13 protein-coding genes, 10 tRNA genes and 1 rRNA gene are annotated in these 13438 nt (G+C 41.0%); 1 reads left to right on the top strand and 23 read right to left on the bottom strand.

Annotated elements, in window-relative coordinates; genetic code table 11:
- From GN217_RS07040 to GN217_RS07095, 12 genes are all read right to left on the bottom strand, one after another.
- A 16S ribosomal RNA gene (locus tag GN217_RS07040) occupies window positions 1-60 on the bottom strand; the annotation flags it as partial.
- 250 nt (window positions 61-310) lie between these two features.
- Window positions 311-384 (bottom strand) — tRNA-Ile (locus GN217_RS07045).
- 7 nt (window positions 385-391) lie between these two features.
- Window positions 392-465 (bottom strand) — tRNA-Gly (locus GN217_RS07050).
- Window positions 466-475: 10 nt separating this feature from the next.
- A tRNA-Pro gene (locus GN217_RS07055) sits at window positions 476-552 on the bottom strand.
- 8 nt (window positions 553-560) lie between these two features.
- Window positions 561-634, bottom strand: a tRNA-Arg gene (locus GN217_RS07060).
- 39 nt (window positions 635-673) lie between these two features.
- Window positions 674-758 (bottom strand) — tRNA-Leu (locus tag GN217_RS07065).
- A gap of 114 nt (window positions 759-872) precedes the next feature.
- Window positions 873-947 (bottom strand) — tRNA-Gln (locus GN217_RS07070).
- An 8-nt stretch (window positions 948-955) separates the two neighbouring features.
- Window positions 956-1032, bottom strand: a tRNA-Asp gene (locus GN217_RS07075).
- Window positions 1033-1187: 155 nt separating this feature from the next.
- Window positions 1188-1259, bottom strand: a tRNA-Glu gene (locus tag GN217_RS07080).
- An 11-nt stretch (window positions 1260-1270) separates the two neighbouring features.
- Window positions 1271-1362 (bottom strand) — tRNA-Ser (locus tag GN217_RS07085).
- Between the two features lie 3 nt (window positions 1363-1365).
- Window positions 1366-1440: transfer RNA gene (locus GN217_RS07090), tRNA-Asn, on the bottom strand.
- 224 nt (window positions 1441-1664) lie between these two features.
- Window positions 1665-2111, bottom strand: a complete 447-nt coding sequence (locus tag GN217_RS07095; RefSeq protein WP_156855982.1) for a SprT family protein — start codon at window positions 2109-2111, stop codon at window positions 1665-1667.
- A 405-nt stretch (window positions 2112-2516) separates the two neighbouring features.
- On the opposite strand from GN217_RS07095, the gene GN217_RS07100 reads away from it, so the two are divergent.
- Window positions 2517-4007, top strand: a complete 1491-nt coding sequence (locus tag GN217_RS07100; RefSeq protein WP_156855983.1) for a catalase — start codon at window positions 2517-2519, stop codon at window positions 4005-4007.
- A gap of 232 nt (window positions 4008-4239) precedes the next feature.
- Here GN217_RS07100 and GN217_RS07105 read toward each other — a convergent pair whose 3' ends face one another.
- The 11 genes from GN217_RS07105 to GN217_RS07155 all read right to left on the bottom strand — a co-directional run bounded on the left by GN217_RS07105 (window position 4240) and on the right by GN217_RS07155 (window position 12747).
- On the bottom strand, window positions 4240-6399 hold the full coding sequence (locus GN217_RS07105; RefSeq protein ID WP_370459742.1) for a Tex family protein: 2160 nt from the start codon (window positions 6397-6399) through the stop codon (window positions 4240-4242).
- A gap of 104 nt (window positions 6400-6503) precedes the next feature.
- Entirely contained in the window at window positions 6504-7094 is a 591-nt protein-coding gene (locus tag GN217_RS07110; RefSeq protein ID WP_156855985.1) for a SpoIIE family protein phosphatase, read from the bottom strand.
- A 1-nt stretch (window position 7095) separates the two neighbouring features.
- On the bottom strand, window positions 7096-7887 hold the full coding sequence (sigB, locus tag GN217_RS07115) for an RNA polymerase sigma factor SigB (RefSeq protein WP_156855986.1): 792 nt from the start codon (window positions 7885-7887) through the stop codon (window positions 7096-7098).
- The gene (gene rsbW / locus GN217_RS07120; protein WP_156855987.1) at window positions 7859-8335 is read right to left on the bottom strand and encodes an anti-sigma B factor RsbW; all 477 of its coding nucleotides are present in this window, start codon (window positions 8333-8335) and stop codon (window positions 7859-7861) included. The genes sigB and rsbW overlap by 29 nt, the downstream gene beginning before the upstream one ends.
- On the bottom strand, window positions 8335-8667 hold the full coding sequence (locus tag GN217_RS07125; protein ID WP_156855988.1) for an STAS domain-containing protein: 333 nt from the start codon (window positions 8665-8667) through the stop codon (window positions 8335-8337). Before GN217_RS07125 ends, rsbW begins: the two co-directional genes overlap by 1 nt.
- 87 nt (window positions 8668-8754) lie before the next feature.
- A complete protein-coding gene (locus GN217_RS07130) occupies window positions 8755-9768 on the bottom strand; it encodes a PP2C family protein-serine/threonine phosphatase (RefSeq protein ID WP_156855989.1) in 1014 nt (337 codons plus the stop codon).
- Window positions 9769-9880: 112 nt separating this feature from the next.
- Window positions 9881-10282, bottom strand: a complete 402-nt coding sequence (locus GN217_RS07135; protein ID WP_156855990.1) for an anti-sigma regulatory factor — start codon at window positions 10280-10282, stop codon at window positions 9881-9883.
- Between the two features lie 3 nt (window positions 10283-10285).
- Complete coding sequence (locus GN217_RS07140) at window positions 10286-10642, bottom strand: STAS domain-containing protein (RefSeq protein ID WP_156855991.1); 357 nt, start codon at window positions 10640-10642, stop codon at window positions 10286-10288.
- Window positions 10643-10657: 15 nt separating this feature from the next.
- Window positions 10658-11527, bottom strand: coding sequence for an RsbT co-antagonist protein RsbRA (locus GN217_RS07145; protein ID WP_156855992.1), 870 nt, complete (start codon window positions 11525-11527; stop codon window positions 10658-10660).
- 572 nt (window positions 11528-12099) lie between these two features.
- On the bottom strand, window positions 12100-12459 hold the full coding sequence (locus tag GN217_RS07150) for a type II toxin-antitoxin system PemK/MazF family toxin (protein ID WP_156855993.1): 360 nt from the start codon (window positions 12457-12459) through the stop codon (window positions 12100-12102).
- Between the two features lie 3 nt (window positions 12460-12462).
- On the bottom strand, window positions 12463-12747 hold the full coding sequence (locus GN217_RS07155; protein ID WP_156855994.1) for a CopG family ribbon-helix-helix protein: 285 nt from the start codon (window positions 12745-12747) through the stop codon (window positions 12463-12465).
- Window positions 12748-13438 lie beyond the last annotated feature (691 nt).

Consider the following 13438-nt stretch of genomic DNA (forward strand, 5'->3'; position numbering starts at 1 on the left):
TTGCATGTATTAGGCACGCCGCCAGCGTTCGTCCTGAGCCAAGATCAAACTCTCCATAAAAGTGTTTGTAATAGATGACACCGTCATCTATTCTTAGCTTCAAAAATTGATTCAAGGGATAAAAAGCTCTCGTTAGATAAATCCAACGTTTCTTCTTACCTCTTTTCATACTGGTTGTTTTGTTCAGTTTTCAAAGAGCAAATTTCTGGCCGCCTCATTTTTTCCGAGGCAACTTTTATATAATATCATCCATTTCATTTTAAGTCAACCTTTTTCTCGAAAAAGTTTTATTTTTTTAGAAAGGGATGGATGGGCCTGAGTGGACTCGAACCACCGACCTCACGCTTATCAGGCGTGCGCTCTAACCAGCTGAGCTACAGGCCCCTTTTAATGGAGCGGGTGAAGGGAATCGAACCCTCATCATCAGCTTGGAAGGCTGAGGTTTTACCACTAAACTACACCCGCATAATCGAAATGGTCGGGAAGACAGGATTTGAACCTGCGGCCCCTTGGTCCCAAACCAAGTGCTCTACCAAGCTGAGCTACTTCCCGCCGACCAACGCGCCCGAGAGGAGTCGAACCCCTAACCTTTTGATCCGTAGTCAAACGCTCTATCCAATTGAGCTACGGGCGCAGAATTTCTTTTATGTTATATAGTAGAAAATAAAAAAAGTGCGGTCGAGAGGACTTGAACCTCCACGGGATTTAACTCCCACTAGGCCCTCAACCTAGCGCGTCTGCCATTCCGCCACGACCGCATAATAAAATATGTTTTTTAACAAAAGGATAAAATTATTGTTTCTAATAATTGTCTGTCTATCATTTTATCCCGATTGATCACAAATCGTTACTGTGTAGTTTGGGAAAATAAATGGCTGGGCTACTAGGATTCGAACCTAGGAATGACGGGACCAAAACCCGTTGCCTTACCGCTTGGCTATAGCCCAACAACGAATGGCGGTCCGGACGGGACTCGAACCCGCGACCTCCTGCGTGACAGGCAGGCATTCTAACCAACTGAACTACCGGACCCACTTCATCTTATATTATAGAGTTAGAAGTTTAGAATCTAACCCCGACTCCCAGAAACTCCCTCCGCAAACAAATGCTTCTCAAATACTATGCGTTTTCGGGAAATTGTTTGTGGATTTGTTTCTAAACGATCGTTTCAATCTTTTTATAAAAGATGACCCGTACGGGATTCGAACCCGTGTTACCGCCGTGAAAGGGCGGTGTCTTAACCACTTGACCAACGGGCCATATATTTAAATGGCGGAGAAGGAGGGATTTGAACCCTCGCGCCGGTAAAACCGACCTACACCCTTAGCAGGGGCGCCTCTTCAGCCTCTTGAGTACTTCTCCGAATGGCTCCACAGGTAGGATTCGAACCTACGACCGATCGGTTAACAGCCGATTGCTCTACCACTGAGCTACTGTGGAATGTTTGAACTGTTAAATAATGTCAACGAGAAATATAATACCTTATTGCTGAACACTTGTCAACTACTTTTTTTAATGTTTCAAACTAACGATTTGGGACAACCAAAAACGTTAGCTTATATAATTTAACATGGTTTTTACATTTCGTCAACGCATTTTTACAAGTTTCATGTTTTACTGCTGAAGAGATGCTGATTCGGCTCGGCCATTTTTTCAGTTTCTTCCTATTGTATAGCAACCAATTTCCCTTTACATTTTCCGCAGACATATTTCTTAGTATCGACCTTGCGTTTCCTTTTATATAACCTTCCGCAACGGGAACATTCATATTTATATTTAAAAGAATTAATTTCAGATGGAAGTGGTTTGCAGTGCCGAGGGGATCCTGTCTTCTTTAATAACTCTTTAAAATCCCGATCACCATGCTTATATCCCTTTCCCTCAATATGTAAATGGTAATGGCATAATTCATGTTTGATAATACCATGAAATTCAGTTTCATCCGTTTCAAGCGCGTATTTCGGATTTAGTTCTATTAATCGTTTCGTTGGTATATATCTTCCTCCGGTTGTCCGAAGTCTATGATTGAAGCGCACCTGGTCCTTAAACGGTTTATGGAAAAAAGTAACCGAAAGATGGTGAACCAACTCCTTTAATTTCTGCTCATTCATCGTAAATAACTTCCTTACTATCCTATTTTTCTCCCATTATATCATAATAAGCGCTCGCATCTTTATGTCCTGCTTTTAAAAAGCAAGTTTATTGTTATTCTAATTAATTCTAGTATAAGATATACAGATGAATGACTATCAATAGACCCAAACACTCTGTTACATCCCCTCTTTTTCTCATTTAATATTATTAATTGAGAAAAAGAAGATGAATAACCAAATAATCTTCTTCTAACCTTCTTCTTAAGGGAATAATCTGTCATTTCGATTCTGAAGCGAGGCTTAGCTTTAATTGATGCATTTAGTATTTCCAAGCAGTAAATATTAGGCTATATTAATAGTAATCTGCTAATAATTGTGTTATTATAATAATTGTAGTTAATAGATTAGGGAGGAATTAAAAGTATGGAAAACAACAAAAAGAATATGAAAATGACCACAGCTTTTGGTACACCAGTTCCTAACGATTATGATTCCAAAACAGCTGGTCCCCGTGGTCCTTTATTAATGGAAGACTTTTGGTTCTTAGAGAAACTAGCACATTTTGATAGAGAAGTAATTCCAGAGCGTCGTATGCATGCTAAAGGTGGCGGTGCTTATGGTACATTAACTGTAACAAACGACATCACAAAGTATACCAAAGCTAAACTTTTCTCTGAAGTTGGTAAGAAGACAGAAATGTTTGCACGTTTCTCTACTGTAGCTGGTGAACGTGGTGCTGCTGATGCAGAACGTGATATCCGCGGAGCAGCTTTGAAATTCTATACAGAAGAAGGTAACTGGGATTTAGTTGGTAACAACACCCCTGTATTCTTCTTTAGAGATCCTAAGCGTTTCCCTGATTTAAACCACGTCGTGAAGAAAGACCCAGTAACAAACTTGCATAACGCACAAGCAAACTGGGATTTCTGGAGTAGCCTTCCAGAAGCATTACACCAAGTAACAATTATCATGTCTGACCGTGGTATTCCGAAAGACTTCAGACATATGCATTTGTTTGGAAGTCATACGTATAGTATGTTCAACGCTGATAATGAGCGTCATTGGGTTAAATTCCATTTCTATTCTCAACAAGGTATCGAAAACCTTACGGATGAAGAAGCGGAAGAAGTAATTGCAAAAGACCGTGACAGCAGTATCCGTGATTTACGTGAAGCAATTGATCGTGGTGAAAATCCGAAGTGGAAAATGTACATCCAAGTAATGACAGATGAGCAAGCGAAAAATCATTCAGACAACCCGTTTGACTTAACTAAGGTATGGTATAAAGGTGACTACCCACTAATCGAAGTTGGTGAATTAGAGCTAAACCGTAACCCACAAAACTATTTTGAAGAAGTTGAGCAAGCGGCATTTGCTCCAACTAACATTGTACCTGGTATCGGATTCTCACCAGATAGAATGCTTCAAGGAAGACTATTCTCTTACGGTGATACACAACGTTACCGCTTAGGTGTTAACCACTGGCAAATTCCAGTTAACTATCCGAAAAACGCTGAGAACTTCCACCCATACCACCGTGACGGTGCAATGCGTATCGTTCCTTACCAAGGAGGACACGTATCGTACAACCCGAACAGCTATGGTGAGTGGGAAGACAGCCCAGAGCATCAGGAGCCACCATTAGAGCTTGGCGGAGATGCAAATTACTGGGACTTCGATGAACAAGATGAGAACTTCTACGAGCAGCCTGGTAAGTTATTCCGTCTTCAGTCTCCTGAAGCACAACAACGTCTATTCGAAAACACTGCAAGAAACATGGACGGTGTATCTAAAGACGTACAGTTAAGACATATCGTCAACTGCTACAAAGCTGATCCAGCTTACGGAGAAGGAGTAGCAAAAGCACTCGGTATCTCTCTAAGCGAAGTTGAAGCAGCTGTTGATAAAGAATAAATTCTAAAGCGAAAGCGCCCATGTAGGTTTAAAACGCGATTCGTTTCGCAACACCTGAGACTGCAATTACTCGTTCCACCGAGGAGCATTTGCACGAGCACATCCAGTAGTCGCAGCGACGTACGGAATGTGCCTCCTAGGATGGTACAGGGGTGAAGAAAGTCTCGCTAATCGCTGGACGGCAAGAATGAAAAAATCTGCTGGGAGCATCAAGTGCTCCTCAGCAGATTTTTTAGTTTGTCACCATGGAAAGGGCTATACGCCCTTTTTCTTCATCTACATTTTCCACCCAAACCGTCACAACATCCCCAACAGAAGCAATGTCCATTGGATGCTTCACAAATTTAGTGGACATTTTAGATATATGCACGAGTCCGTCTTGCTTTACTCCAATATCGACAAAGACACCAAAGTCGACAACATTACGTACGGTACCTTGCATCTCCATTCCCGGTTTTAAATCTTCGAGAGATAAAACATTCCGCTTCAATAAAGGTTGCGGGAAATCATCGCGCGGATCTCTTTCCGGACGGCTTAGTGCATCGATAATATCCTTTAATGTCGGTTCACCGATAGCTAGTTCTTCAGCAATCTCTTTACTACTGATTGTCTTAAACTTTTCACGCAATTCGTCTGTTCCGATATCTTCTATTGTATAGCCTAATAATTTCAGAAGTTCTTCTGTCGGTTTATAGCTCTCCGGGTGAATCGGTGTCCGGTCAAGCGGGTTTTCTCCATCAATAACCCGCAAGAAACCAATCGCTTGTTCATAAGTTTTAGCCCCGAGCCGTGGAATCTTCTTCAATTGTTTCCTATTCGTGAACTTTCCTTCCTCATTTCGTCTTGTTACGATATTATTGGCTACGGTCTTACTTAGACCAGATACATATTGTAATAAAGAAGTAGAGGCGGTATTCACATTAACACCAACTTGGTTAACAGCTGTTTCTACGACAAATGTTAAAGACTCATTCAACGCTTTCTGACTGACATCATGCTGATATTGACCAACACCAATCGACTTGGGATCGATTTTTACAAGTTCTGCAAGCGGGTCCTGCACACGGCGGGCAATTGAAGCAGCACTCCGTTCCTCTACTTGTAAATCAGGAAACTCTTCCCGTGCAAGTTCTGATGCAGAGTACACACTCGCCCCTGCTTCATTCACAATAATATACGGAATGTCGAGCCCATTTTTTTGAATACAATCAGAAATAAATTGCTCGGTCTCCCGGGATGCCGTGCCATTCCCAATCGCAATTAGTTCCACCTTATATTTCTCAATAAAATGAAGGACTGTTTCCTCTGCACCTTTCACGTCGAGTCTCGGAGCTGTAGGATAGATCACAGAGACGTCATGAACTCTCCCTGTTTCATCAACTAAAGCTAACTTGCAGCCTGTCCGGAATGCAGGGTCGACACCAAGGATTGTTCTTCCTTTTAATGGCGGCTGGAGGAGTAGGTTTTTTAAATTTACGGCAAAGACGTCAATCGCTTGGTCCTCCGCTTTTTCAGTCAGTGCATTCCGGATCTCTCTTTCAATTGAGGGTTGGATCAATCGTTTATAACTATCCTCTACCGCAAGCTTTAAAAACTCAGCAACCGCACCAGTAGTAGAACGCTTCACCGTTTTCCGGTTCAAATAGTCGACAACCTTCTCGATTGGTGGCTGAATGGATACTTTTAAAACATCTTCCTTTTCTCCGCGATTAAGCGCGAGGATACGGTGCGATACAAGCGAACGGATATTTTCTTCGTATTCGTAATACATTTCATATACTTTCTTTTCATCGAGTTCCTCGTTCTTCACTTCGGAAACGAGCTTACCACGCTTCCATGTCTCCTCTCGAATATATTCCCGGTACTCTGGAATATCAGAAATCCATTCAGCGATTATATCATTCGCACCTTCTAGCACTTCTGCCACTGTAGTTAATTCATACTCATCGGACAAATAATTTTCCGCTTCTTTATGTAAATCAATATCGTTTTGTTCCCAAATTAGAGTTGCGAGCGGTTCAAGACCTTTCTCCTTCGCCTTCGTTGCCCGGGTTCTTCGCTTCTGTTTATATGGCCGATATAAATCTTCCACCCGCTGTAACTGGGTTGCTGATTTAATCTCCAATGCCAGTTCTTCCGTTAACTTGCCCTGCTCCTTAATAATGCGCAACACTTCTTCTTTACGCTGGGATAATTGAAGTGCGTACGTCCATTTATCTTGAATCAATTTAATTTCTACTTCATCAAGTCCACCTGTAATTTCCTTTCGGTAACGCGCAATAAAAGGTACAGTGTTTCCCTCATCAAATAAAGCAATAACTTTTTCAATTACAGGCGTTTTTATATTTGTTTCTCTAGCTACCAATTGAAATAACTCATTATCATAACTCATCGACATATCTTCCTCCTTATTCCTCTATTTTACCAGAATTCAGGATATAGCGTCAGCTTCACGCGAAAAAACCGGCGCCTAGCACCGGTTCTCCATATTCCTCCTCAATCATACCTTATCGCAATTAGCGTCGTATCATCGCTGCGATTTGGTTCAGAAGTTAATTCATAGGATTTGGTAATTCTATTTACATCTTTATCGGTGAAATAACAGTGGGATAACTCTTTATCCTTCACACCATCTGAAAACATAATAAAATTAGTGCCTTTGTTCAACTTATAGTTTTCCACTTTAATGGAGCGCTTATACCCCGCCAGATAGCCAGTGTTCGGGATATTACGCTTTTTCACTCGATCATCAGTCACTGTCATAATCCCGATATTTCCAATTGAAGAGAAAGAGTAGACCTCGGACCGGAAATCCATCTTCAAGATACCGAGGACTACCCCACGCTTCCCATATAAAATTTCGTTGCTTTTTCTAACGAGTTCTTCCACACTAACATGATTGTTCTCTTTAATAATGTCAATGACCGCCTGGGAAGATTCCATAGCATACTCTCCACTTCCGAGCCCATCAGCGATCGCACAAATAAAATGATCCTCTGTCTCATTGTAGAAATAACTGTCTCCACAAAAAGTATTCCCTTGCTTTGGCTGTTGGTACACGGAAACAAATACATTTGATTGTCCCATATTAATCCAACACCTCGGATTGGTCCGTTTGGATTGCTTCCCTTAATTTTAATAAGGCTTTCCGAAGTAATCTGGAGACGTGCATCTGCGAAATACCTAATATTTCACCCGTTTCCTTCTGACTCTTATTCTCAAAATACGTGTATTGTAAAATAAGCTGCTCCCGCTTGGATAAAATCGGCATTACTTTCTCGAGGATCATTCGCTGATCGATTGTATCATAACTCGTATCTTCATCTCCGACGAGATCTAGTATTGCAACTGTACTTCCTTCCGAATCCGCTTCAACTTTTCTGTCAACGGAAAGTGCTTTATAACTTTTACCCATTTCCATCGTTTCCAGCACTTCTTCTTCAGAAACTTCCAGGTAATCTGCAATTTCTTCCACCGTAGGAGATTTCTGATTCGCCCTTGTCAGCTCATCAACTGCCTTTTTAATTTTCGGCCCAAGTTCTTTAATTCGCCTCGGGACATGGACACTCCATGTTTTGTCACGCAAGTAGCGTTTAATTTCACCAATGATCGTCGGAATCGCAAAGGATTCAAACGATTTCCCGAACGTTTCATCATACCTCTTCACAGCGGCTAAAAGACCAATCATCCCAACCTGCGTGAGATCTTCATAAATAATGCTGTTTCTTGAATATTTTCTTGCAATGGATCCCACCAGGTCTTTATAATGTAATACAATCTTTTCCTGAACTGCTTCATCAGTGGGGTTTTCTTGTAAATGTCTTATCCATTGGTATACCTCATCTCTTCCTTTATGATGTGGTTGAGATTCGGTCGCCATCTAGACCCACCTCTGCTTCATTTATATATTTAGTCATAATGATAATAATTCCACTATGATCATGTATTTCTACTTTATCCATTAGTGCATCGATTAGGAAAAGACCAAACCCACCTTCCTGTAAATCCTCCACTGGTTTTGATTTCTTGTATGGACCTGCCTTTTTACGGACTTCTTCTACATCAAAGCTAACTCCTCGGTCTGCAACCATCACTTCAAGACGATCTTCATAGATACCGAAGCCAATTTGGATCTCACCTTTTTCATCCTTTTCATAGGCATGGGTGACTGCGTTTGTTATCGCTTCTGAAATGGCAATTTTTAAGTCCTCTATACTCTCATAGGAAAAGCCCATTCGGTTCGCAATACCAGAGAGACTCAATCGAATGACACCAATATATTCTGCTTTAGCCGGGATTGTCATTTCAACAAATTCAAACTTCTCCATTATTCATTTCCACCTCTAATCGCTGCCTTAATATCCATAATTTCATCCAGCCCGGTAATCTGGAATAGACGGTAAACGCGGTCTTGGAGGTTCACCAACTTTAGCTCACTATCATTCTCTTTAGTGGACTTCAACGCACCAATGAACAATCCAAGGCCAGTACTATCCATGTATGTAACATGTTCCAAATCAACAATGACTTCCTGTCCGGCTTTTTTCGTTACAATTCCAAATGTTTCCTTCAGGTCAGGAGCGGTATATGCATCTATCTCCCCAGCAAGTGTTATAATTGATTGGTTTCCTTCTTCGGTAAGTGTAATTTCAAGATTCAAGGTAATCCCCCCATCTAATAATATATTCTAAATGTATGGATTTACTATTTCTAGACACATATCTTTATTACCCGGTTGCAAAAAGTCTTAAACCGTCTTTCGTAAAATTAATAAACTAAAATCATCTTGAAGCTGGAAATCTTGCAACCTTTCAAAATAACGATAAACTTCTTGCACCATATCTTGAGCGGACAGATGCAAGTATTGTCGAATCACATCAAACACCTCATCGATTTCGATGAACCGGTCACCATCCCGGCATTCCGTGACACCATCTGTCATTAAGACAATCATGTCGTTTTTTGCGATTTCAATTTCCGCTTGTTCATATTCTACATCTTCGGAAACACCGAGAACAAGACCAGCTGTTGAAAACTCTGTAAAACGGTCCTCATCAGCACAATAATAGTAGCCCGGTTCGTGTCCGGCAAAGGAATAAACAAGTTTGCCCGTTTCTGGGTTATATTCGCCATACATCATGGTAATGAACATATTGGACTCGGTGTTCCTTTCCACGACCCGGTTTAAATTCCCCAAAATGACCGGTGGTGGCGTAGACTCTTTCGGCAAACTATCTAACGAATATTTGATCATCGACATGCACAGTGCAGCCGGTACACCTTTTCCAATCACATCTGCCATTGCAATCCCGATTGTACCATCCAAGTTTTGCAAAAAGCTATAGTAATCACCGTTCATCTGGTTAGCCGGAACACTGATAACACCGATATCGAGCCCGGCTATATCCGGCTTCTTCGTTTTTAATAATGTCTTCTGCATCTGTGCAGCAACCGATATTTCCGATTTTAAAGCAATTTGCTGTTCTCGGAGGTTTTGAATTTCTTGATGGGCAAGTCCATAAGATATCATCGCTTCCAAAAGGAAATCAAGTGAATGTTCAAAGGAAGCGAATAAGTCCGGATATAACTCTTTCAGCGCTTTAATATGTATATTGACAATTTCCTCCGGTAAGATATTATGCTTGATAAAAGCTTTGCTGACCAATTCAACACCGTAGAGTGCTTTTTCATCTTGAAACTCAATATATTCCGCCAGCAGTTTTTTATATTCATCTGCTTTTTCCTCGAAAAAATTCTCCATTGTATTCCCCCTATCTCGATCTCCATCTCTCTTACCTTATATAATAAGGATGGAGTGCAAGCTGATAGCAAACACTCCATAACTCTTCAAGATTATCTAGTACGCTTCGTAATTAGCGCAGCCACTTAACCGTTTTAATTGTTGTACCTTTCCCTATCTCGGAATAAACTTCGAATTCATCCATCAAGCGTTTTACTCCAGGCAATCCAGCGCCTAGTCCTCCAGATGTCGTAAAGCCATCTTCCATTACTTGACTTATATCAGAAATCCCTGGGCCCTCGTCTTCAGCAATTAAACACAGCCCTGTCCTACTATTATTATAGATTATTTCATAGGATATCTTCCCTTGATCGGCATATAAATATATATTTCGAGCGAGTTCCGATATTGCAGTCGCAATTCGAGCTTGATCAACGGTACTGAAGCCGATTTCTTTCGCCATTTCCCTACCAAGCTGACGCGCCCCTACAATATCCCACTCTTTATGAATGTTCACACAGGACTGAGGATTCATCTATTATACCCCCAATTCCTTATGGAGTTTGAGAAGCCCTTGCTCAAGATCCAATGCGGTTGGTACATTTTTCATATTTATTCCTAGATCAATCAATGTCATTGCAACAGCGGGTTGAATACCCGTTAATACTACTTTCGCCCCCATTAAATCTGACATTGTAACCACATCTCCAAGAACTTTCGCAATGAATGAATCGATGATATCGACCGATGTTAAATCAATCACTACTCCAGAAGACTCTGTTTTATATATTTCATCCAATAAATCTTCTTGGAACTGTATAGCTGTCTGATCATCTATTTCTGTTTGAATCGATATCAGCAGATAATTATTCAGCTTAAGAATTGGTATACGCAAAGATCTCACTCTCCTTTATATCGAATCAATAATATTCTTTATCTGTTCTTCCCTGCTTTTCCCTTCTAGCGGAACAATTTTCCTGTTCGTTATTTCCAGTGCAGACATGAACCCTTTTTTCAAGGAGCTCTTTGTCGAAAAATCGCTTAAATCAATGCCTAAATTCACGATTGTTTGGGCAATCTCCGGACGGATACCAACTAGAATACATTTCGCCCCGATTAAATGGACGGCTTCCGCTGCTTGTATAATATGATGCGCAACCATCGTATCAACAACTGGTACGCCTGTAATATCAATAAGGACAACTTCCGAGTTATGGTTGATCGTACCTTGCAGCAAATTTTCCATAATTAACTTGGCCCGTTCGGTATCAATCGTCCCGATAAGCGGCATGATTGTAATCCTGTCCATTACTGGGATAAGGGGGGCTGACAATTCCTGAAGCGCAACACGCTGCAAGGAAACGATCTGTTCCCAGTTGCCTGTGTATTCATTTACCAACTTGCGAATAATCGGTTCCACCCAGTCATCCACACTTTGAAATACACTTTTAATCTGTTCCGTATCGTCCATATCGTCCAGATTAGACAAGATATAATCAACGGTCACCCGTCTAAATACTTGTAAGCCATCCGTAATATAGCTTAGTGGCCAGCCAAGATTAATAATTTTCTCGGAGAATTGTTCAACTTCTTCCATCGATCCTTGACTTTGAATACTTGTAAAAATCACATTCATAAATTCGCGGTTCGTGCTTTCGTAAAGCTCGTCCCCGATATTTGTTGTGTAATTTTCATCCTTCAGATTGCGAACATTATCCATCCACATCTGAACAATAGCATCACTGTTTTCAAGAACAATTCGTTTAAACTTTGTCTCCACTCTTAATACCCCCGTCTTCTATATTCATGCTTATTCCCTATAATAACATGCTTTTTCATCGTTAGACTATTGCGAAACCATTTTATCACGTATTAACGGTCTGTAATATCCCCATCTCTAAACAGGAGAGAAGCCCAACATGTGAGAGGAGAGGGGATATACAGTCCGTAAGTACCTGATTCTGTTCAACTAACATTCTGTGGGGGGTAAAGATCCCCCACTGAATGAAGTTTCACTTTATCACGTATTAACGGTCTATAATCCCCCTCATCTCTAAACAGGAGAGAAGCCCAACATGTGAGAGGAGAGGGGATATACAGTCCGTAAGTACCTGATTCTGTTCAACTAACATTCTGTGGGGGTAAAGATCCCCACAGAATGAAGTTTCACTTTATCATCCAATAATTCGCGTCTAATTAAGAATGCATCGTATTTTGTACGAAAATGCCTAAAAAAACCATTCTTTAAAAATCGTACCATACCAACTCCCCGCCAAAAAGAGAAAGAAGGACTATTTCAATAGTAAGGAAAGCACAAAAAAACCTTCCAATTATTATAGTTGAAAGGTTTCATCAATGATCATATATATCCTTCAGCCCTAGGCTTATTTCAATCGCCCGGTTAATTTTCTCCATCATTTCTTTATCTAGTCTTGTTATTCGATCTGTTAATCGCTGCTTATCCAACGTTCGAATCTGTTCCAAGAGAATAACAGAATTTCGGTCAAAACCATATTTTTTGGCATCGATTTCAACATGGGTAGGCAACTTAGCCTTTTGGATTTGTGCTGTGATAGCTGCTACAATTACCGTTGGACTAAAACGATTTCCGATATCATTCTGGATAATCAATACCGGACGCACTCCTCCCTGTTCGGATCCAACCACAGGAGATAAGTCAGCGAAGTATACCTCGCCTCTTTGCACGTTCAAATGCTACACCCCGATCACAGTGCGCTCTAGGGTGTCATCAGCCTCCTCTTCAGCCTGGAAAGCCTCTGAAGCTATGTTAAGATTAATGTGGCCCATTTCTTCATAACCGCGTCGCATCGTTTCCATAAATTGCTGGAAATGCGCCTGTTTCTTCTGCTCTAAATAGTTCTTCGTTGCCTGATAAATGAACTCACTTAAATCACCATTATCATTTTTCACCAAACCATCCACCTCGTTAAGAAGATTTTTAGGTAATTTAACCATCACTTCCTGTAAACCCTCTGACAAAATGATGCACCTCCGCCAACTGATGAACATATAATATAATTTCTACTTAATAGTATCATTGAATACGCTTGAATGCAAAGGGATTCCGATAGTTTTCTTACAAAAAAACAAATTTTCTTCGTTTTTTCCCTTGCAAATTAGGGTATATGTTCATATTGGCAGATGTAAATACAATTATTTCTCCCAACCTCAAACCTTAAACATTTAGACGAATAATATTTAAAAAGGCTCTAATATTGCTTTCATTCAGCGTAAGTGCAACTTTCATCTGGAAGTCCGCAGTCCAGACACCTCTCGCTTTCCGCAGGCGGCTGGTGAGCCTCCTCGTACGCTTTGCGTACTGCGGGGTCTCACCTATGCCTTTCCTCCTGCAGGAGTCTCGAGGTGTCTGGACTGCTCCGAGGAAAAGCGTGATTTGGATTACTGTTTAATATTCCAGAAGTACAATCCTTATCATAACGGAATAATTTCTTTTTAAAATAATCCTTTAGACCAGTTCAGTTGCCCGGCGGACGGTGACTCCTACGGGAATAGCACGAGTCCGAAGACCCCGCAGGAAGCGGTTTTCTTCCGAGGAGGCTGAGGCCGTGCTCGTGGAAAGCATCCGTCCGCCGGGCAACTGAACGGTAATTAGAACGCCAATAAAATGAATACACAAAATACTTACGCTGTATGAAAGTGTTTGGCATGT

Source organism: Oceanobacillus sp. AG (assembly GCF_009746545.1).
GTDB lineage: Bacteria > Bacillota > Bacilli > Bacillales > Amphibacillaceae > Oceanobacillus > Oceanobacillus indicireducens.